Genomic DNA, 19,814 nt, shown 5'->3' on the forward strand with positions numbered 1-19,814 from the left:
GGTCAGTTCTGGTCGCCGTGCGCGGCGAGCGAGGCGGTGACGGTGTCCAGGAGCTCGTTCCAGGAGGCCTCGAACTTCTCCACGCCCTCGTCCTCGAGCACCTGGACCACGTCGTCGTAGTCGACCCCGGCCGCCGCGATGGCGTCCAGCACGGCCTTGGCGTCGGCGTAGTTCGGGGTGATGGTGTCGCCGGTGACCGTGCCGTGGTCGGCGGTGGCGTCCAGGGTGGCCTCGGGCATGGTGTTGACGGTGCCCGGGGCGACCAGCTCGGTCACGTACAGGGTGTCCGGCAGGGCCGGGTCCTTGACGCCGGTGGAGGCCCAGAGCGGACGCTGCGGCTTGGCGCCGGCGGCCTCCAGGGCCTTCCAGCGGTCGGACGCGAAGACCTCCTCGTAGGCCTGGTAGGCCAGGCGGGCGTTGGCCACCGCGGCCTTGGAGCGCAGCTCCCGGGCCTCGCCGCCGATCTTGTCCAGCCGCTTGTCGATCTCGGTGTCGACGCGGGAGACGAAGAAGGAGGCGACCGACTCGATCTGGGACAGGTCCAGGCCCGCGGCCTTGGCCTTCTCCAGGCCGGTGAGGAAGGCGTCCATCACCTCGCGGTAGCGCTCCAGCGAGAAGATCAGCGTGACGTTGACGCTGATGCCCTTGGCCAGCACCTCGGTGATGGCGGGCAGGCCGGCCTTGGTGGCGGGGATCTTGATGAACACGTTCGGGCGGTCCACCAGCCACCACAGCTGCTTGGCCTCGGCCACGGTCGGCGCGGTCTGGTGCGCCAGGCGCGGGTCGACCTCGATCGAGACCCGGCCGTCGCGGCCGTTGCTGGCGTCGTAGACCGGGCGCAGCACGTCGGCCGCATCCCGCACGTCCGAGGTGGTGATCATGCGGATCGCCTCGTCCGTGGTGACCTTGCGGACCGCCAGGTCGTTCAGCTGGGCGTCGTACGCGGCGTTGCCGCCGCCGATGGCCTTCTGGAAGATGGTCGGGTTGGTGGTCACGCCCACCACGTGCTTCTCCTGCACCAGCTCGGCCAGGTTGCCGCTGTACAGCCGCTCGCGGCTCAGGTCGTCCAGCCAGATCGCCACGCCTTCGTCGCTGAGGCGCTTCAGAGCGTCAGTCATGGTGCTTCATCCTCTTTTTTTGGTACGTCTGCTGTGGGGTCGTCAGACGGGCCGCGCCACCTGATGTGCGGTCAGGGGGCGCGGCCGTCGTCGCTCGCTCGCCTCCGGGCGCTCCGGCCCGATGCCGACGCTCCTCGCTCCGACGCTCGCTGGCGCTCGCTTGTCGCTCGTCACTTTCGGCATCGGCGCGCCCTTCGGCTCGCGAGCAGGTGCGCTAGCGGGAGACGGCCTCGACCGTGCGGAGCGAGGCGCGGGCGGCGTTGGCCACCGCGTCCGCGGTCAGGCCGAACTCCTGGTACAGCACCTTGTAGTCGGCGGAGGCGCCGAAGTGCTCCAGGCTGATGATCCGGCCGGCGTCGCCGACCAGCTCGCGCCAGCCCTGGGCGATCCCGGCCTCGACGGACACGCGGGCCCGGACGTTCGGCGGCAGCACGCTGTCGCGGTACGCCTGGTCCTGCTCGTTGAACCACTCGATCGAGGGCATCGACACGACCCGGGTGGGGATGCCGTCCGCCTCCAGGGCCTCGCGGGCGCGGACGGCCAGCTGGACCTCGGAGCCGGTGCCGATCAGGATGACCTTCGGCGAGGCGCCGGAGGCCTCGGCCAGCACGTAGCCGCCCTTGGCCGCGCCCTCCGCGGAGTGGAACACCTCGCGGTCGAAGGTGGGCACGCCCTGGCGGGTGAGCGCCAGGCCGACCGGGCCGGGGTGGCTGGTCTGCCGCTCCAGCACGGTCCGCCAGACCACGGCGGTCTCGTTGGCGTCGGCCGGGCGGACGACCGCCAGGCCCGGGATGGACCGCAGCGCGGCCAGGTGCTCGACCGGCTGGTGGGTCGGGCCGTCCTCGCCGAGGCCGATGGAGTCGTGCGTCCACACATAGGTGACCGGCAGCTTCATCAGGGCGGCGAGGCGGACCGCCGGGCGCATGTAGTCGGAGAACACCAGGAAGGTGCCGCCGTAGATGCGGGTCCGGCCGTGCAGCGCGATCCCGTTCATGATCGAGCCCATGGCGTGCTCGCGGATGCCGAAGTGGATCGTCCGGCCGTACGGCGAGGCGGACTTCAGCGAGTTGCCGACGGGGAGGAAGGAGCTCTCCTCGTCGATCGTGGTCAGGTTGGACTCGGCGAGGTCCGCCGAACCGCCCCACAGCTCCGGGATGTGGGCGCCGACGGCCTTCAGGGTGTCGCCGGAGGCCTTGCGGGTGGCGACCTCCTTGCCCGCCGGGAAGACCGGGATAGCCTTCTCCCAGCCGTCCGGCAGCTCGCCGATCTGGATCCGGTCGAACTCGGCGGCCCGCTCCGGGTTCGCCTGGCGCCAGGCGTGGTAGCCGGCCTCCCACTCGGTGCGGGCGGCCTTGCCGCGCTGCACCACCAGACGGGCGTGGTCGACGACCTGCTCGGTGACCTCGAAGGTCTTCTCCGGGGAGAAGCCCAGCACCTTCTTGGTGGCGGCGATCTCCGCGTCGCCCAGCGCCGAGCCGTGCGCCTTGGCGGTGTCCTGGGCGTTCGGCGCCGGCCAGGCGATGATCGTGCGCATCGCGATCATCGACGGGCGCTCGGTCTCCGCCTGGGCGGCGGCCAGCGCGGCGGCCAGCGCGTGGACGTCGATGTCGCCGTCGGACTTCGGCGTGACCCGCTGGACGTGCCAGCCGTACGCCTCGTAGCGGGCCAGGACGTCCTCGGAGAAGGCCGTCGCGGTGTCACCCTCGATGGAGATGTGGTTGTCGTCGTACAGCGCGACCAGGTTGCCCAGCTTCTGGTGGCCGGCCAGCGAGGAGGCCTCCGCGGAGACGCCCTCCTCCAGGTCGCCGTCGGAGACGATGGCCCAGACGGTGTGGTCGAACGGCGACTCGCCGGCCGGGGCCGCCGGGTCGAACAGACCGCGCTCGTAGCGGGCCGCCATCGCCATGCCCACCGCGTTGGCGATGCCCTGGCCCAGCGGACCGGTGGTGGTCTCGACACCCGCGGTGTGACCGTGCTCCGGGTGGCCCGGGGTACGGCTGCCGGCGACGCGGAACGCCTTGAGGTCGTCCAGCGAGAGGCCGTACCCCGACAGGAAGAGCTGCGTGTACAGCGTCAGCGAGGTGTGACCGGGGGACAGGACGAAGCGGTCGCGGCCGACCCAGGACGGGTCGGTCGGGTCGTGGCGCAGGAAGCGCTGGAAGATGAGGTAGGCGGCGGGGGCCAGCGACATCGCGGTGCCCGGGTGCCCGTTGCCCACCTTCTGCACGGCGTCCATGGCCAGGACGCGGGCCGTGTCCACGGCACGCTGGTCCAGGTCGCTCCACTCGAATACGTTCGGCGTCGTGCTCACCCTGACTCAGGGCTCCTTCCCTAATGAAGTGTGACCCCGTGAAGGGGACCGGGTCGGCCACGTCGCTGTGGTCCGGACGCTTCGCTGGTGCCGGTCACGGAGGGTTGATCCCGCTTCTGTGTGCGAGCCTACCGCCCGCGAGGGTCCTCACCCTGCGTGGTGGCCACAACCGGGGTTTCGCGGGCGCGATTCCCATGCTGACGCCCTTGCCCACCCGGTACCTGCCCGATCTGCGGTGATTCACCCGGCGGTGTGCGGTTCCGGCTCGCCGGGGGACCCCGGGGCCGGGAGGCATATATGGAGCGTCTAAGGTGGCGTGGTACGCGCAGCGCGGAGACCTCGGCACCGATCGGTCCGGTGGACGCCTGTGGAAGTTCATCGATAGTTGGGGTGTTCGTGACCGCCGTCGAATCCCGCCCCGCCGGGGCGGTCGGGGCGACTCCTGCGCACCGGCCGTTCGGGGCCCGTGTCGGGGCGTTCGTCGCACTGACCAAGCCTCGGATCATCGAGCTGCTGCTGATGACCACCGTTCCGGTGATGTTCCTCGCGCAGCGCGGGGTCCCGAATCCGTGGCTGGTCCTCGAGGTCGTGCTCGGTGGCTACCTCTCGGCCGGCGGCGCCAACGCACTGAACATGTACATCGACCGCGACATCGACGCGGTGATGTCCCGCACCGAGCGGCGCCCGATCGTCACCGGCATGGTCTCGCCGCGCGAGGCGCTGGTCTTCGGCATCGCCCTGGCCATCGGCTCGACCCTGTGGCTCGGCCTGCTGGTCAACGCGCTGTCCGCCGGGCTGGCGCTGGCCGCCCTGCTGTTCTACGTGTTCGTCTACACCCTGGGCCTGAAGCGCCGGACCGCCCAGAACATCGTCTGGGGCGGCATCGCCGGCTGCATGCCGGTGTTCGTCGGCTGGGCCGCGGTGACGAACTCGCTCTCCTGGTCGGCCCTGGTGCTGTTCCTGGTGATCTTCTTCTGGACGCCGCCGCACTACTGGCCGCTGTCGATGAAGGTCCGCGAGGACTATGCGAAGGCCGGCGTCCCGATGCTGCCGGTGATCAAGGGCAACGTCGCGGTGGCGAAGCAGATCGTCCTCTACTCCTGGGTGATGGTCGCCGTGTCGCTGGCGCTCTGGCCGCTGGCGCACACCACCCTGCTCTACCCGATCGCCGCGGTGGTGCTGGGCGCGTTCTGGCTGAAGGAGGCGCACGGGCTGCAGGCCCGCGCCAAGGCCGGGGTCGTGGGCGCCCAGCTCAAGGAGATGCGGCTGTTCCACTGGTCGATCACCTACCTGACCCTGCTGTTCGTGGTCATCGCGGTCGATCCGTTCCTCGCCTGAGGCGGAACCTCCGAGAGGCGCGGGGAACTGCGCGAAGCGGAAGGGTGCGGAGGCGCCCGACCGGGTCGCACGGTTCCCCGCGCTCTTTCGTTCCCCAGCCTCAGCCCGCGGTCTCGGAGGGTCCGACGTGGCCGTCCAGCCACTCCTTGAGCGGCTGTGAGGAGCGGAGGAAGCCGGTGATCCGCTTCAGCGCCTCCGCCGTCCCCAGCCACGCGGCGGGCTCCCACTCCTGCCAGGCGATCAGCCCCTTGTACCGCAGCAGCTCGATCCGCGGATGGTCCTTGGGGTAGCCGCGCGGGGCGGTCTTCAGCGCGTCCCGTCCGACCACCTCGGGCCCCGCCTTCCGGACCCGCTCGACCACCCGCTCCAGCTCGGCGCCGGTGACGTCCTCGGCCACCGCCGTGCGGTAGCGGTCCAGCTGGTCCGGCGCCAGGTGGTACATGCCGTTGCCGCACGCCAGCCCGTCGGCGGAGAGCTGGACGTAGCCGCCGGCCTCCAGGAACGCGCCGATGTGCGTCTTGTACGGCGACTTGTCGGCACTGAACCGGACGTCGCGGTTGGGGCGGAAGATCTTGCCGGGCCCGAACTCGGGCTCCAGCCGCTCCAGCAGCTCGACCATCGGCTCGCGCACCACCTGCTCGTACACGGCCTTGTGGGCGGTCCAGAAGGTCTTGGAGTTGTCGGCTTCGAGGTGCTCGTAGAACTCCAGCGCCTCGGCCTGCCAGCCGTGGAAGGTCACCCCGCCAGGGTAGGCCCACCGGTGTGGCGGGCCGCACATCCCGCACCCGTCGCGGGTCGTTGTACCCGCCGGTAGCATGCGGGCATGACCAGCGCAGAGACCGCCACCACCGCCTCGCCGGACGCCCGCACCGAGCGCCGGGCCAAGCGCATCGCCAAGCACATCACCAGCTTCGCCCAGCAGCACGGCGGGAGCGCCGAGGGCGTCGTCGAGTACGTCGGCCGGACCGCGACCCGGATCGTCATGGTCGGCGCGGACGGCGCCTGGGGCGACCAGGTCGCCCCCACCTACGCCATCGGGCAGCGGGCGGCAGAACTCGCCGGACTCAAGCTGCACGCCGACTTCGAGGGCGAGCTCGGGCTGAAGGTGAAGACCTCGGCGTACGAGTGGAAGCGCATGGCCGGCATCCAGATCTAGGAGTGCACCCGGCCTTCCGGGCACTCGGGTCACCACTGAATTTCGGGCACTCGGGTCACCACTGAAGGGGCGCGAGGAACTGCGCGAGGCGGAAGGGCTCTACGTGAGTCGTCTTCCGTTTCGCGCAGTTCCCCGCGCCCCTTGTGGTTGCCCGATTGCCGCGCCCCTGTGTGGTTGGCCGGTTGCCCGGGTGGGGTCAGGCCGCGGTGGCCTGGGCGGGGACGGGGGTGGCGGGTGCGGGGTCGGCGGGGGCGTCGTCGCGGGTGCGGAGGGCGAGGGGGATGCGGACGGCGGCGGCCCAGACGAGGGCGGCGCCGAGCATGTGGAGGAGCACCATCAGCTCGGGCGCGTCCGTGAAGTACTGGACGAACCCCAGCAGGCCCTGCGCCAGCAGCAGCACCAGCAGATCCCGCACCCGCGCCCGCGCCGGAGCCGGCGCCTTCACGGCGGCCAGCACGAAGACCGCGGCCAGGGTGAGGCCGACCGACAGGAAGACCAGGTCGGCGTGGAGCTGGACCAGCCGGTCGTAGTCGATCGGGATGCGGTGGACCGGCTTGCCGTCCTTGCTGGAGGCGCCCGGGTGGTGGCCGGCGCCGGTGACCATCGTCCCGGCGACCACCAGCAGGCCGATCACCGTCACCAGGACGTACCCGAGCCGGCGGATCGGCCCGGCCACGGCGGGGACGGGCGGCCCGTCGCCCTCCCGGGTGCGCTCCCACATCACCACCGCGACCCAGAGCAGGCCCAGCGCGGCGACCATGTGCAGCGCCACGATGTACGGGTTCAGCCCGGTGAGCACGGTGATGCCGCCGAGCACGGCGTTGATCATGACCACCCAGAACTGGGCCCAGCCGAGCCGGGTCAGCGGCCGCCGCCAGGGCTTGTGGAAACGGGCGGCCAGGGTGGCCCAGCCGATCGCCGCCGACAGCACGTAGGTGAGCATCCGGTTGGTGAACTCGATGACGCCGTGGAGGCCCATCTCGGGCGTCGGCGTCAGGCTCTCGCCGGTGCACTTGGGCCAGGTGGTGCAGCCGAGGCCGGAGGCGGTGAGCCGGACGGCACCGCCGGTCACGACGATGACCACGCTCATCACCAGCGCGGCGAGCGCCGCCCGCCGGACGTGGGCGAGGGTCGGGCTCCAGAGGGGGGTCAGGGCGGAGAGGGGCGTTGGCACCCGACCATCGTAGGTGGGCTTACGTCCGATCTTCGGGCGGGGTGCCGGGCGCCCCAAAAGGGGATCTTCCTCGCACACCGGTCACCGTCGAATGCCGTCACTCCCAGCGGAAGAAGCGGGCGGCGGCGCCCAGGCCGAGGACGGCCCAGACGGCGAGGACGCCCAGGTCGCCCCAGGGCACCGAGCCGCCGTACTGGAGGACCGAGCGCAGTCCGTCCGAGAGGGCGCTGATCGGCAGCAGCTCCAGCGCCGGGCGGACCGCCTCGGGGAACCGCGACAGCGGGACCACCACGCCGCCGGCCAGCAGCAGCAGGATGAACACCAGGTTGGCGGCGGCCAGGGTGGCCTCCGCGCGCAGGGTGCCGGCCATCAGCAGGCCGAGCCCGGAGAAGGCGGCGGTGCCCAGCACCAGCAGGCCCGCCACCGCCAGCGGGTTGCCCTGCGGGGACCAGCCGAGGGCCAGCGCGATCGCCGACAGCAGCAGCACCTGCAGCACCTCGGTGACCAGCACGCAGCCGGTCTTGGCGGTCAGCAGCGCCCAGCGCGGCAGCGGGGTGGAGCCCAGCCGCTTCAGCACCCCGTAGCGGCGCTCGAAGCCGGTGGCGATGGCCTGGCCGGTGAAGGCGGTGGACATCACGGCCAGCGCCAGCAGGCCGGGGGCGAGGAAGTCCACCCGCCGGCCTGGGCCGTCCGCGGCCACGATGTCCACCGCGCTGAACAGCACCAGCAGCACGGTCGGGATCACCACGGTGAGCAGCAGCTGCTCACCGTTGCGCAGCAGCATCCGGGTCTCCAGCGCGGTCTGCGCGAGCAGCATCCGGCCGACCGGGGCGGCGCCGGGCCGGGGGGCGTACCCGCCCGGGGCGGGCCGGTCCGCGGCGGCGGGGCGGTCGTGCTCGATGGTTCGCTCGCTCATCAGCGGAGCTCCCGTCCGGTCAGGTCGAGGAAGACGTCTTCGAGGCTGCGCCGCTGCACGGCCAGTCCGTCCGGCATCACGCCGGCGGCTGCGCACCAGGCGGTGACCGCGGCGAGCAGGCCCGGGTCCACCGGCGCCTCGATCCGGTACGTGCCCGGGGAGGGCTCGGTCACCGAGGCGCCGTCGGGCAGCACGCCGCGCAGCGAGTCCAGGTCGAGGCCGGGCGGGCCGTCGAAGCGCAGGGTGGATTCGGCGCCGGAGCGGCAGAGCTCGGCGGGCGTGCCGCGGGCGATCACCCGGCCGCGGTCCACGATCGCCACGGTGTCGGCCAGCTGCTCGGCCTCGTCCATGTGGTGGGTGGTGACCACCACGGTGACCCCGTCCCGGTGGAGCTCGCGGACCAGCTCCCAGGTGGCCCGGCGGGCCTGCGGGTCCAGGCCGGCGGTGGGCTCGTCCAGGAAGACCAGCTCGGGGCGGCCGACCACGGCCATGGCGAGGCCCAGGCGCTGCTGCTGGCCGCCGGAGAGCCGGCGGTACGGGGTACGGCCGCAGGAGCCGAGGCCGAGGCGCTCGACCAGCGGGTCGACCTCCAGCGGCTCGGCGTACAGCTTCGCGGTGTGGCGCAGCATCTCGACCGCGCGGGCGCCGGCGTAGACGCCGCCGGCCTGCAGCATCACGCCGATCCGGGGGCGCAGGCGGGCGGCGTCGGCCACCGGGTCCAGGCCGAGCACCCGGACGGTGCCGGCGTCGGGGCGGCGGTAGCCCTCGCAGGTCTCGATGGTGGTGGTCTTGCCGGCGCCGTTCGGGCCCAGCACGGCGGTGATCGAACCGCGCGCGATGGTGAGGTCCAGACCGTCCACCGCGGCCTTGGCGCCGTACCGCTTGACCAGCCCGGTCACCTCGACGGCCGTTTGAGTCTGCATGCAGGCGAGTGTAAGAGGCGGCTCGTGGCGGGCTTGACACCGGCTTCCGAGATCGTTTTCCCAGGCCAGGTAAGCCTTACCTGCGTGATGGAAGCCACCGGTGAGGCGTGGATCACGGCTTGTTCTTCCGGACGGAATTACGCAACAATCGTGTTGTGAAAAACATCCGCGAGCACTCCGCACAGGACAGGGTGGCCGAGCCGGCCCCCGGTTGTGCCGTGCCCGCGACGGCCGCGGAGGTCCTGCTGGACGGCCACCGGGCGACCCGGGACCGGGTCGCCCGCTCGATCCTGGACCACGGCCCGTCCTCCGCCGCCGACCTGGCCAGCCGCCTCGGCCTGACCGCCGCCGCCGTCCGCCGCCACCTCGACTCGCTGGCCGCCGCAGGCCTGGTGGAGTCCCGTGAGCAGCGGGTGTACGGCAGCCGCGGCCGCGGCCGCCCGGCCAAGGTCTTCGCCCTCACCGAGTCCGGGCGGGACGCCTTCTACCAGGCGTACGACCAGCTCGCGGCCGACGCGCTGCGCTGGATCTCGGAGTCGGTCGGCGGCGGTCCGGCGGGCGAGGAGGCGGTCGCCGCCTTCGCCCGGGCCCGCTTCGCCAAGCAGGGCCAGCGGTACCAGGGCAGCCTGGAGCAGGTCGCGGCCGAGCAGCGCGCCGAGGCACTCGCCGAGGCGCTGAGTGCCGACGGGTACGCTGCCACGGTGCGGCGTGTGCCCTCCGCCGCGGCGGCGAAAGCCCCGGCCGGCGCCCAGCTCTGCCAGCACCACTGCCCGGTCGCGCACATCGCCGAGCAGTTCCCCCAGCTCTGCGAGGCGGAGACGGAAGTCTTCTCCCAGCTCCTGGGCACCCATGTGCAACGGCTGGCCACCATCGCCCACGGCGACGGGGTCTGCACCACGTATGTGCCGGCATCCGGTGCCGCACCGTCCCCCGCCGCCGTGCGGGAGCCCGGTGCCGTGCCGACTGCCGGTACGTCCCCCAACGAATCGGCTCGTCCGCGCGGAGGAACCTCGCATGACTGACATCGCACACCCCGAGCTCGAAGGCCTGGGCACCTACGAGTACGGCTGGGCCGACTCGGACGTGGCCGGCTCCGCCGCCAAGCGCGGTCTGAGCGAGGACGTCGTCCGTGACATCTCGGCGAAGAAGTCCGAGTCCGAGTGGATGCTCAACCTGCGCCTCAAGGGCCTGAAGCTGTTCGGCAAGAAGCCCATGCCGACCTGGGGCTCCGACCTGTCGGGCATCGACTTCGACAACATCAAGTACTTCGTGCGGTCCACCGAGAAGCAGGCGGAGTCCTGGGAGGACCTGCCCGCGGACATCAAGGCCACCTACGACAAGCTGGGCATCCCGGAGGCGGAGAAGCAGCGCCTGGTCGCCGGTGTCGCCGCGCAGTACGAGTCCGAGGTCGTCTACCACCAGATCCGCGAGGACCTGGAGGAGCAGGGCGTCATCTTCCTGGACACCGACACCGCGCTGAAGGAGCACCCGGAGCTCTTCAAGGAGTACTTCGGCACCGTCATCCCGGCCGGTGACAACAAGTTCGCCGCGCTGAACACCGCGGTGTGGTCCGGCGGCTCGTTCATCTACGTGCCGAAGGGCGTGCACGTGGACATCCCGCTGCAGGCCTACTTCCGGATCAACACCGAGAACATGGGCCAGTTCGAGCGGACGCTGATCATCGTCGACGAGGACGCCTACGTCCACTACGTCGAGGGCTGCACCGCGCCGATCTACTCCTCGGACTCGCTGCACTCCGCGGTCGTGGAGATCATCGTCAAGAAGGGCGGCCGCTGCCGCTACACGACCATCCAGAACTGGTCGAACAACGTCTACAACCTGGTCACCAAGCGCGCCGTGGCGTACGAGGGCGCGACCATGGAGTGGGTCGACGGCAACATCGGCTCCAAGGTCACCATGAAGTACCCGGCCGTCTACCTGATGGGCGAGCACGCCAAGGGCGAGACCCTGTCGATCGCCTTCGCGGGCGAGGGCCAGCACCAGGACGCCGGCGCCAAGATGGTGCACATGGCGCCCAACACCTCCTCGCACATCGTCTCCAAGTCGGTGGCGCGCGGCGGCGGCCGCACCTCCTACCGCGGCCTGATCGAGATCGGCGAGGGCTCGCACGGCGCCAAGTCCAACGTGCTCTGCGACGCGCTGCTGGTCGACACCATCTCCCGCTCGGACACCTACCCCTACGTGGACGTCCGCGAGGACGACGTGTCCATGGGCCACGAGGCCACCGTCTCCAAGGTCAGCGAGGACCAGCTCTTCTACCTGATGAGCCGCGGCATGACCGAGACCGAGGCCATGGCGATGATCGTCCGCGGCTTCGTCGAGCCCATCGCGCGCGAGCTGCCGATGGAGTACGCGCTGGAGCTGAACCGGCTGATCGAGCTGCAGATGGAGGGCGCGGTCGGCTGACGCCCGGCCCCACCCCCCGTCCACGATTCTTGAGGAAGAGAGCAACACGAACAGCCATGGCTGACGTTCAGAACACCTCCGGCGCGACCACCGCCGGCTCGATCGAGGTCGGCACCGCCGGCGCCGGCGCGCAGCTGGCCGGCCCGGGCACCGGCCGCGCCACGGTCCAGCAGCCGATCGACGCCCGCGTCGCGGTCAAGCCCTCGTACGACGTGAACGACTTCCCGGTGCCGCACGGCCGCGAGGAGGACTGGCGGTTCACCCCGCTGCACCGCCTCGGCGGCCTGCACGACGGCGCCGCCGTCGAGTCCGCCCGCGGCGAGGACAAGATCGAGCTCGGGCTGCCGGAGGGCGTCACCGCCGAGACCGTCGGCCGTGACGACGCCCGCCTGGGCAAGGCCGGCACCCCGGTCGACCGGGTCGCCGCGCAGGCGTTCAGCGCCTTCGAGCAGGCCCTGGTGGTCACCGTCCCCAAGGACGCGGTGCTCACCGAGCCGGTCAAGATCGACGTGCACGGCGAGGGCGGCGTCAACTTCGCCCACGTGGTGATCGACGTCAAGCCGTTCGCCGAGGCCGTCGTGGTGATCAACCACACCGGCACCGGCACCCGCGCCGCCAACGTCGAGCTGCTGGTCGGCGACGGTGCCAAGCTCACCTTCGTGTCCGTCCAGGACTGGGAGCGGGACGCCGTCCACGCCTCCCAGCACAACGCGCTGGTCGGCCGGGACGCCTCCTTCAAGTCGGTCGTGGTGACCTTCGGCGGCGACCTGGTCCGCATCCACCCGCGGGTCAACTACGCCGGCCCCGGCGGCGAGGCCGACCTGTACGGCCTGTACTTCGCGGACGCCGGCCAGCACCTGGAGCACCGCCTGATCATCGACCACGACACGCCGCACTGCCGGTCGAACGTGGCGTACAAGGGCGCGCTGCAGGGCCAGGACGCGCACGCGGTCTGGGTCGGCGACGTGCTGATCCGCGCGGCCGCCCTGGGCACCGACACCTACGAGCTCAACCGCAACCTGGTGCTCACCGACGGCGCCCGGGTCGACTCGATCCCGAACCTGGAGATCGAGACCGGCGAGATCGTCGGCGCCGGCCACGCCTCGGCGACCGGCCGCTTCGACGACGAGCAGCTGTTCTACCTGCAGGCCCGCGGCATCCCGGCCGACGAGGCCCGCCGCCTGGTGGTCCGCGGCTTCTTCGCCGAGCTGGTCCAGCAGATCGGCGTCGCCGAGATCCAGGACCGCCTCATGGAGAAGATCGAGGCCGAGCTGGAAGAGACGGTGGCATGACGTACCTCCGTGCCTGCTCGCTGAGCGCGCTGCAGGAGGACGTCCCGCGGCGCGTCGAGCTGAACGGCGTGCCCGTGGCCGTGGTGCGGACCGACGAGGGCGTCTTCGCCGTCAACGACATCTGCTCGCACGCCAACGTCTCGCTCTCCGAGGGCGAGGTCGAGGACTGCATGATCGAGTGCTGGCTGCACGGCTCCAGCTTCGACCTCCGGACCGGCAAGCCCTCCGGCCTGCCCGCCACCAAGCCGGTCGCTGTCTACCCCGTAAAGATCGAAGGGGACGATGTGCTCGTCTCCGTCAACCAGGAGTCCTGAGTCCATATGGCAACCCTTGAAATCCGCGACCTGCACGTCTCCGTCGAGGCGGAGGCCGGCCCCCGCGAGATCCTGCGCGGCGTCGACCTGACCGTGAAGCAGGGCGAGACCCACGCCATCATGGGCCCCAACGGCTCCGGCAAGTCGACCCTCGCGTACTCGCTGGCCGGCCACCCGAAGTACACCGTCACCAGCGGCTCGGTGCTGCTCGACGGCGAGGACGTCCTGGAGATGTCGGTCGACGAGCGCGCCCGCGCCGGCCTCTTCCTGGCCATGCAGTACCCGGTCGAGGTCCCCGGCGTCTCGGTCTCCAACTTCCTGCGCACCGCCGCCACCGCCGTCCGCGGCGAGGCCCCCAAGCTGCGGCTGTGGGTCAAGGAGGTCAAGGAGGCCATGGCCGCCCTGTCGATGGACCCGGCGTTCGCCGAGCGCAACGTCAACGAGGGCTTCTCCGGCGGTGAGAAGAAGCGCCACGAGATCCTCCAGCTGGAGCTCCTCAAGCCGAAGATCGCGATCCTCGACGAGACCGACTCCGGCCTGGACGTCGACGCGCTGCGCATCGTCTCCGAGGGCATCAACCGGGTCCGCTCCACCGGCGAGGTGGGCACCCTGCTGGTGACCCACTACACCCGCATCCTGCGGTACATCAAGCCCGACTACGTCCACGTCTTCTCGGCCGGCCGCATCGTCGAGTCCGGCGGCGCCGAGCTCGCCGACAAGCTGGAGGAAGAGGGCTACGAGAGCTACGTGAAGGGCGGCGCTTCCGAGTGACGAACCTGCCAGGCCTGCTCGACACCGACGCGATCCGCAAGGACTTCCCCGTCCTGCAGCGGCTGCTGCACGACGGAAAGCCGCTGGTCTACCTGGACAACGCGGCCACCTCGCAGAAGCCCCGCCAGGTGCTGGACGCGCTGAACGCCTACTACGAGCGGCACAACGCCAACGTCCATCGCGGCGTCCACGTGCTGGCCGAGGAGGCCACGGCGCTGTACGAGGGCGCCCGTGACAAGGTCGCGGCCTTCGTGAACGCGCCCAGCCGGGACGAGGTGATCTTCACCAAGAACGCCTCGGAGTCGCTCAACCTGGTCGCCAACATGCTCGGCTGGGCGGACGAGCCCTACCGGGTGGACGCCGACTCGGAGATCGTGATCACCGAGATGGAGCACCACTCCAACATCGTCCCGTGGCAGCTGCTCTCGCAGCGCACCGGCGCGAAGCTGAAGTGGTTCGGGCTGACCGACGAGGGCCGGCTCGACCTCTCGAACATCGACGAGATCATCACCGAGCGCACCAAGGTGGTCTCCTTCACCCTGGTCTCCAACCTGCTGGGCACCATCAACCCGGTCGAGACGATCGTCCGGCGGGCCCAGGCGGTCGGCGCCCTGGTCGTCATCGACGCCTCCCAGGCCGCCCCGCACATGGTGCTGGACGTCCAGGCGCTGGAGGCCGACTTCGTGGCCTTCACCGGGCACAAGATGCTGGCCCCGACCGGCATCGGCGTGCTCTGGGGCCGGCACGAGCTGCTGGAGGACCTGCCTCCCTTCCTCGGCGGCGGCGAGATGATCGAGACCGTGACGATGGGGTCGTCCACGTACGCCCCCGCGCCGCACAAGTTCGAGGCGGGCACCCCGCCGATCGCCCAGGCGGTCGGGCTGGGCGCGGCCGTGGACTACCTCGCCGCCATCGGCATGGACCGGATCGCCGCGCACGAGCACGCGATCACCGAGTACGCGGTGGAGCGGCTGCTGGAGGTCCCGGACCTGCGGATCATCGGTCCGCGCACCGCCGTGGACCGGGCCGCCGCGATCTCCTTCACCCTCGGCGACATCCACCCGCACGACGTGGGCCAGGTGCTGGACGAGCAGGGCATCGCCGTGCGCGTCGGCCACCACTGCGCGCGGCCGGTCTGCCTCCGGTACGGAATTCCTGCGACCACGCGGGCGTCGTTCTACCTGTACTCGACGCCGGCCGAGGTGGACGCCCTGATCGACGGGCTGCACCACGTCCGCGACTTCTTCGGCTGAGGACAAGGTCACATGAAGCTGGACTCGATGTACCAGGAGATCATCCTGGACCACTACCGCAACCCCCACGGCAAGGGGCTGCGGGACGGTGACGCCGAGGTGCACCACGTCAACCCCACCTGCGGTGACGAGATCACCCTCCGGGTCCGTCTGGACGGCTCGGTGGTCGCCGACGTCAGCTACGAGTCGCAGGGCTGCTCGATCAGCCAGGCCAGCGCCTCGGTGCTGAACGACCTGGTGGTGGGCAAGGCGGTGGGCGACGCCCAGGTGATCCAGGAGGCCTTCCTGGAGCTCATGCAGAGCAAGGGCCAGCTGGAGGGCGACGAGGAGGTGCTGGAGGACGCGGTGGCGTTCGCCGGCGTCTCCAAGTACCCGGCCCGGGTCAAGTGCGCCCTGCTGAGCTGGATGGCCTGGAAGGACGCCACCGCCAAGGCGCTCGGCCAGCAGCCCGCGATCAACGACTGAACGGACGGAACACCCATGAGTGACACCCGGGACACCGAGGCGGTGGAGACCGAGGCGGTGGACACCGCGGCGGTGGACACCGCGGCGGTGGAGACCGAGGCCGCGGAGGCCCACGGCTTCACCAGCGCGGGCACGGTCGCCGTCGAGGACCTCTACGAGGCCCTGATGGACGTGGTCGACCCCGAGCTGGGCATCGACGTGGTCAACCTCGGCCTGATCTACGGCATCCACATCGACGAGGGCGACGTGGCCACCGTGGACATGACGCTCACCTCGGCGGCCTGCCCGCTGACCGACGTCATCGAGGACCAGGCCAGGACCGCCACCGACGGCCTGGTGAAGGACCTGCGGATCAACTGGGTCTGGATGCCGCCGTGGGGTCCGGACAAGATCACCGACGACGGCCGGGAGCAGCTCCGCGCCCTGGGCTTCAACGTCTGACCCCGTCGGTCCTGTGACCGCCACTGCCCGCCCGGCTTCGACCCGGGCGGGCAGTGGTGTCTCGGGGGTGGCGGCTCGTCGGTGCCGGTTCGGGTCGGGTCAGTGCCGTGCGGTGGGACGGACGGGCGCCAGGACGTTGCCCTGGTCGTCGTAGGCCGTGACGGTGGGGAAGTCGAAGCCCTGGGCGCTCCTCGGTTGGGTCGGCCAGGTCGCGTAGTACGCCATCCATTCGTCCATGCCCTCGGTGGTGACGATGGTCGCGAGCGTCCTCACCCCGTGGTCCTCGACGACGATCCGGGCCGGGACGGTGCTCCCCTGGTACGTCCCGGTGGCCACCGACACCCCGCCCGAACTCTGGATCTGGGCGCTGACGCTCGCCTCGGCGCCCTTCTCCCGGCGCATGTTGGGGCCGGCGATGTCCTTGCACTGCGGGTCGTCGGTCGGGGCCCCGGAGGCCGCCTCCTCGACGCACTTGGTGGTCGCCGTCACGAACAGCTTCACCCCGGGCCGCACCTCGATCCGCTCCCCGGCGGCCACCCGGCGGACCGGGGACGGCTCGACCGTCGGCGTGGGCGACGGCGCGGCGGTGGCCGAGGCGGGCGCGCCGGCCACCGTCAGCGGCTGCCCGCCGCCGGCCGGCCCGCCCGAGCCCGTGGTGGTGGCCAGCCAGGCGGCGGCACCCGCCACGGCCAGGGTCGCGGTGGCCGTGGCGACCACCTGCCGGGCGCGGCGCCGCCGGGCCCGCCGGATGATCCGCCCCGGGTCGGGCCCGGGCCGTCCCGGGTCCGGGTAGTCCAGCAGGTTCCCGAGCTCCCGGTCCGTGCTGTCCGTGCTGTCCGTGCTGTCCGTGCTGTCTGTGCTGTCCGTGCTCATGACCTCACCTCGCTCTTGACGGGGGGCACGGCCCGCTCGGGGGAGAGCCGACCGGCCAGTTCCGGGAACGTGCGCAGCTTCGCCAGGGCCCGGCTCAGGGTGCTCTTCACCGTGCCCGGGGCGATGTGCAGCTCGGCGGCGATCCGGGCCTCCGACAGATCCTCGTAGTAGCGCAGCACCACCACCGTCCGCTCCCGGACCGTCAGCCGGGCCAACGCGCCCAGCACCAGGGCGCGTTGGGCGTACCGGTCCACCTGGTCCACCGGGTCGACCCGGTCCGGTGCCGCGTCGGTCGGGACCTCGCGGTTGCGCAGTCGCCGCCACCAGTCGCGGTGCTGGTTGACCACGATCCGCCGGACGTACGCCGTCGGGTCGTCCTTGGCGATCCGGTGCCAGCGCGGGTACGCCCGCTCCAGCGCCGACTGCACCAGGTCGTCCGCCCGGTGCGGATCACCCGTCAGGAGTTCCGCCAGCCGTACGAGTTGCCGGCCCTTGGTCGTCACGAAGGCGGTGAAGTCCTCGTCCAACCGCAGCCTCTGCTCACGTTCCACACCCTTCCCACTCCCCGCGCCCGGCGGGAGGTTCTGTCCACCGCACTAGAATCTGCGCCCATGGTCTACGGGGTGGGGAACGAGCCGGACTGGGCTCGACTGGCGGACGAGAACGAGCGGGCCCAGCGGCGGCGCAGGCTGCTCCGGGTGGTCGGGGCGGCGGTCGCGGGCGTGGTGGCGGTCGGCGGGATCACCGCCGTCGCGGTCTCCGTCTCCGGACCCGGGAAGGGGAACGGCGCCGGCCCCGCGGCGGCCGGGACGCCGACCGGACCGGCCGCGGTGCCCACCGACCTGCCGACCGAACTGCCCGCGCCACCGGACGCGGCACCCGCCTCCCCCTCCCCGGCCGTCTCCGCGTCCGCCTCCGCCGCCGCGTCGACGAGCGCCCCCGCACGGCCCTCCGGCCCCGCCTCCAAGCCGGGAGCCCCGGCGCCCGCCCAGCCGTCCGGGCCCGCGCCCGCCGCCTCCCCGGCCGCCCCCAAGCCACCGGCCGACATCCGCGGCGGCGTCCTCAACGCCAACAGCGGCAAGGCGCTGGAGATCGAGAACTCCGTGAAGACCGACGGCGGCCGGGCCCAGCAGTGGACGTACTCCTCGAACCCGACCATGCAGTGGGTGCTGCACTGGGTGGGCGACGGGTGGGAGCTGCGGAACGTCAACAGCGGCAGGTGCCTGGAGATCCCCGGCGGGCAGAAGGGCGACGGGGTGCACGCGCAGCAGCGCGGCTGCGACGGGACCGCGACGCAGCACTGGGAGATGCGGGGCGGTGCGGGGAACCGGCAGTTGGTGAACCGGAACAGCGGCAAGTGCCTGGAGATCGAGGACTCCAGCAAGGCGGACGGGGCGGTGGCGCAGCAGTGGACGTGCCACGCCATCCCGACGCAGCAGTGGAAGATCTGACCCGGCCGGGGCAACTGGTGCACCACTGAAAGGGGCGCGAGGAACGGCGCGAAGCGGGAGGGCTCTACGTGAGCTGTCTTCCGTTTCGCGCAGTTCCCCGCGCCCCTGGTGGTTGACCGGTTGCGTCCCCGTGCCCCTGGTGGTTGGCCGGGTGCGTCCCTGCGCCTCGCTGCGCGTCGGGTCAGCGCTTGAGGGAGGCGGCGGCGAGGCCGAGGCAGGCGAGGGCGGCGACGGTGGCGAAGCCGCTGACGGCGGGGAGGAGGCCGTAGGCCTGGGTGAGGGCGCCGACGGCGATGATGGGGGCGGAGCTGCCGAGGTAGACGATGATCCAGAGGGCGGAGAGTTCGCTGCCGCGGCGTTCCGGGTCCATGGCGGTGACGGCCACGGTGAACAGGGAGCGGAACGCCACGCCCTGGCAGGAGCCGCCGAGGACGCTGCCGATGAAGAGCAGGGCCGGGGTGCCGGTGTAGCCGGCCGCCACGACCAGGCCGAGGCCGGTGGCGAGGCCGGTCATGCCGAGGGCGATGACCAGGCGGTCCGCAGTGGGCGGCACCAGGAGCTGGGCGGCGGCGGAGGAGCCGAGCAGCAGGGCGGCCACCACGGCGCCGGTCATCCGGGAGTCGGTGTGCAGCAGCCGGGTGGCGAAGGCGGGGGCGAGGGCCAGGTAGACGCCGAAGACCCCGTACGAGACGAAGCCGGCGCCGGAGGCGAGCAGGAAGGCACGGCGTCCGGCCCGGGGCAGCCGCAGGCGCTGGGGCCGCAGGTGGGCGGGCAGGGTGATGCGCGGCGGGGCGGCCTCGGACCGCAGGCCGCCGGGCATCCGGGGGTGCACCACGGCGAGCGGGACGCACAGCGCGAGCAGGGCGACGGCGTGCAGCAGGAAGGGTGTCAGCAGCGGGTGCTCGCCGCCGGCGAGGGCCGCGCCGACGACCGGGCCGAGGGCGACGCCGCCCGCCGAGCAGGCGAGGGTGAGCTTGGCGGCCAGGGTGGGGCGGTCCGGCAGCAGGTCGCCGAGGGCGGCGCCGGCGGCGCCGGTGGACAGGCCGACCGCGATGCCCTGGACGGCCCGGCCGGCGGCCAGCTGCCAGAAGCCGCCCGCGGTGGCGAACAGGGCGTCGCCGGCGGCGGCGAGGCCGACCGCGGGCAGGATCAGGGCCCGCCGGCCGAGGAGGTCGGACCAGTGGCCGACCACCGCCAGGACCGGGACCAGCGCGAAGACGTACACCGTGAACAGCACGGTGGTGTCCAGCGGGGTCAGGCCGAGGCGCTGCTGGAGCAGCGGGTAGATCGGCGTGGCCAGGTTGGCGCCGATCAGGAGGAAGAGGAGGGCGGCGGCGACGAGGCCGACGCGGATGCCGCGCAGCGCGTTCCAGCGGCTGATCGCGGAGAGCTGGAGCTGCTTGCGTGGTGCGAGCTCCAGGGGGAGCAGGGCCTCCGACAGTCGGCGTCCGGTGCTGCGTCCGTCAACGAAGTGCGCTGAGGACAGGCCGGAGCCGGCGGGGGAGAGGTCCGCCATGGCAGGGGTCTCCTGTGGCCGGGCACCATCGGGTCGGCCAGGCCAGGGGTGGCGGCCGGCAGCGAGGCCCGGATG

At 71.9% G+C, this 19,814-nt stretch carries 20 protein-coding genes; 11 read left to right on the top strand and 9 right to left on the bottom strand.

The genetic code is table 11. The features are described 5' to 3' along the window. Positions 1 to 2 precede the first annotated feature (2 nt). Entirely contained in the window at positions 3 to 1,118 is a 1,116-nt protein-coding gene (gene tal / locus ABWK59_RS24265) for a transaldolase (protein WP_354642718.1), read from the bottom strand. Between the two features lie 214 nt (positions 1,119 to 1,332). Further along, positions 1,333 to 3,429 carry a transketolase gene (tkt, locus tag ABWK59_RS24270; RefSeq protein WP_354642719.1) on the bottom strand — a complete coding sequence of 699 codons (2,097 nt, stop codon included), beginning with the start codon at positions 3,427 to 3,429 and terminating at the stop codon, positions 1,333 to 1,335. 390 nt (positions 3,430 to 3,819) lie between these two features. On the opposite strand from tkt, the gene ABWK59_RS24275 reads away from it, so the two are divergent. Next, positions 3,820 to 4,767: a heme o synthase gene (locus ABWK59_RS24275; protein ID WP_354642720.1), complete on the top strand. Its 948-nt coding sequence runs from the start codon at positions 3,820 to 3,822 to the stop codon at positions 4,765 to 4,767. A 100-nt stretch (positions 4,768 to 4,867) separates the two neighbouring features. Here the strand turns inward: ABWK59_RS24275 and ABWK59_RS24280 are convergent, their stop codons facing one another. After that, complete coding sequence (locus ABWK59_RS24280) at positions 4,868 to 5,506, bottom strand: DUF2461 domain-containing protein (RefSeq protein ID WP_354642721.1); 639 nt, start codon at positions 5,504 to 5,506, stop codon at positions 4,868 to 4,870. Between the two features lie 84 nt (positions 5,507 to 5,590). On the opposite strand from ABWK59_RS24280, the gene ABWK59_RS24285 reads away from it, so the two are divergent. Then, positions 5,591 to 5,923, top strand: a complete 333-nt coding sequence (locus ABWK59_RS24285) for a hypothetical protein (protein ID WP_354642722.1) — start codon at positions 5,591 to 5,593, stop codon at positions 5,921 to 5,923. Between the two features lie 196 nt (positions 5,924 to 6,119). On the opposite strand, the gene ABWK59_RS24290 is transcribed toward ABWK59_RS24285, so the two are convergent. From ABWK59_RS24290 to ABWK59_RS24300, 3 genes are all read right to left on the bottom strand, one after another. Beyond that, complete coding sequence (locus ABWK59_RS24290) at positions 6,120 to 7,097, bottom strand: COX15/CtaA family protein (protein ID WP_354642723.1); 978 nt, start codon at positions 7,095 to 7,097, stop codon at positions 6,120 to 6,122. 97 nt (positions 7,098 to 7,194) lie between these two features. Beyond that, positions 7,195 to 8,013 (bottom strand): ABC transporter permease, encoded by an 819-nt coding sequence (locus ABWK59_RS24295; RefSeq protein WP_420492846.1) that lies wholly within the window; start codon positions 8,011 to 8,013, stop codon positions 7,195 to 7,197. Then, positions 8,013 to 8,936: an ABC transporter ATP-binding protein gene (locus tag ABWK59_RS24300; RefSeq protein ID WP_354642724.1), complete on the bottom strand. Its 924-nt coding sequence runs from the start codon at positions 8,934 to 8,936 to the stop codon at positions 8,013 to 8,015. The genes ABWK59_RS24295 and ABWK59_RS24300 overlap by 1 nt, the downstream gene beginning before the upstream one ends. 218 nt (positions 8,937 to 9,154) lie before the next feature. Here ABWK59_RS24300 and ABWK59_RS24305 point away from each other — a divergent pair, with 218 nt between their 5' ends. Genes ABWK59_RS24305 through ABWK59_RS24340 form a run of 8 tightly spaced genes read left to right on the top strand, consistent with a single transcriptional unit; the run spans position 9,155 to position 15,899 of the window. Next, the gene (locus tag ABWK59_RS24305) at positions 9,155 to 9,958 is read left to right on the top strand and encodes a helix-turn-helix transcriptional regulator (RefSeq protein WP_354642725.1); all 804 of its coding nucleotides are present in this window, start codon (positions 9,155 to 9,157) and stop codon (positions 9,956 to 9,958) included. Continuing rightward, positions 9,951 to 11,363 carry a Fe-S cluster assembly protein SufB gene (gene sufB / locus ABWK59_RS24310; RefSeq protein WP_354642727.1) on the top strand — a complete coding sequence of 471 codons (1,413 nt, stop codon included), beginning with the start codon at positions 9,951 to 9,953 and terminating at the stop codon, positions 11,361 to 11,363. Before ABWK59_RS24305 ends, sufB begins: the two co-directional genes overlap by 8 nt. Positions 11,364 to 11,419: 56 nt before the next feature. Further along, positions 11,420 to 12,655: a Fe-S cluster assembly protein SufD gene (gene sufD / locus ABWK59_RS24315; RefSeq protein WP_354642728.1), complete on the top strand. Its 1,236-nt coding sequence runs from the start codon at positions 11,420 to 11,422 to the stop codon at positions 12,653 to 12,655. Then, a complete protein-coding gene (locus ABWK59_RS24320) occupies positions 12,652 to 12,969 on the top strand; it encodes a non-heme iron oxygenase ferredoxin subunit (RefSeq protein WP_354642729.1) in 318 nt (105 codons plus the stop codon). The genes sufD and ABWK59_RS24320 overlap by 4 nt, the downstream gene beginning before the upstream one ends. A gap of 6 nt (positions 12,970 to 12,975) precedes the next feature. After that, positions 12,976 to 13,740 carry a Fe-S cluster assembly ATPase SufC gene (gene sufC, locus ABWK59_RS24325; protein WP_354642730.1) on the top strand — a complete coding sequence of 255 codons (765 nt, stop codon included), beginning with the start codon at positions 12,976 to 12,978 and terminating at the stop codon, positions 13,738 to 13,740. Further along, positions 13,737 to 14,993, top strand: coding sequence for a cysteine desulfurase (locus ABWK59_RS24330; RefSeq protein ID WP_354642731.1), 1,257 nt, complete (start codon positions 13,737 to 13,739; stop codon positions 14,991 to 14,993). The genes sufC and ABWK59_RS24330 overlap by 4 nt, the downstream gene beginning before the upstream one ends. A gap of 12 nt (positions 14,994 to 15,005) precedes the next feature. Beyond that, positions 15,006 to 15,458 (top strand): Fe-S cluster assembly sulfur transfer protein SufU, encoded by a 453-nt coding sequence (gene sufU / locus ABWK59_RS24335; protein WP_354642732.1) that lies wholly within the window; start codon positions 15,006 to 15,008, stop codon positions 15,456 to 15,458. A 15-nt stretch (positions 15,459 to 15,473) separates the two neighbouring features. Further along, positions 15,474 to 15,899 carry a metal-sulfur cluster assembly factor gene (locus tag ABWK59_RS24340; RefSeq protein ID WP_354642733.1) on the top strand — a complete coding sequence of 142 codons (426 nt, stop codon included), beginning with the start codon at positions 15,474 to 15,476 and terminating at the stop codon, positions 15,897 to 15,899. A gap of 99 nt (positions 15,900 to 15,998) precedes the next feature. Here ABWK59_RS24340 and ABWK59_RS24345 read toward each other — a convergent pair whose 3' ends face one another. Further along, positions 15,999 to 16,772 carry a hypothetical protein gene (locus tag ABWK59_RS24345; protein WP_354642734.1) on the bottom strand — a complete coding sequence of 258 codons (774 nt, stop codon included), beginning with the start codon at positions 16,770 to 16,772 and terminating at the stop codon, positions 15,999 to 16,001. Then, positions 16,769 to 17,323, bottom strand: coding sequence for a SigE family RNA polymerase sigma factor (locus ABWK59_RS24350; RefSeq protein ID WP_354642735.1), 555 nt, complete (start codon positions 17,321 to 17,323; stop codon positions 16,769 to 16,771). The genes ABWK59_RS24345 and ABWK59_RS24350 overlap by 4 nt, the downstream gene beginning before the upstream one ends. Before the next feature lie 60 nt (positions 17,324 to 17,383). Between ABWK59_RS24350 and ABWK59_RS24355 the strand changes: the two genes are divergently transcribed. Continuing rightward, on the top strand, positions 17,384 to 18,223 hold the full coding sequence (locus tag ABWK59_RS24355) for an RICIN domain-containing protein (RefSeq protein ID WP_354642736.1): 840 nt from the start codon (positions 17,384 to 17,386) through the stop codon (positions 18,221 to 18,223). A gap of 181 nt (positions 18,224 to 18,404) precedes the next feature. On the opposite strand, the gene ABWK59_RS24360 is transcribed toward ABWK59_RS24355, so the two are convergent. After that, positions 18,405 to 19,739: an MFS transporter gene (locus tag ABWK59_RS24360; protein WP_354642737.1), complete on the bottom strand. Its 1,335-nt coding sequence runs from the start codon at positions 19,737 to 19,739 to the stop codon at positions 18,405 to 18,407. Positions 19,740 to 19,814: the final 75 nt, after the last annotated feature.

This window comes from Kitasatospora sp. HUAS MG31, assembly GCF_040571325.1.
GTDB lineage: Bacteria > Actinomycetota > Actinomycetes > Streptomycetales > Streptomycetaceae > Kitasatospora > Kitasatospora camelliae.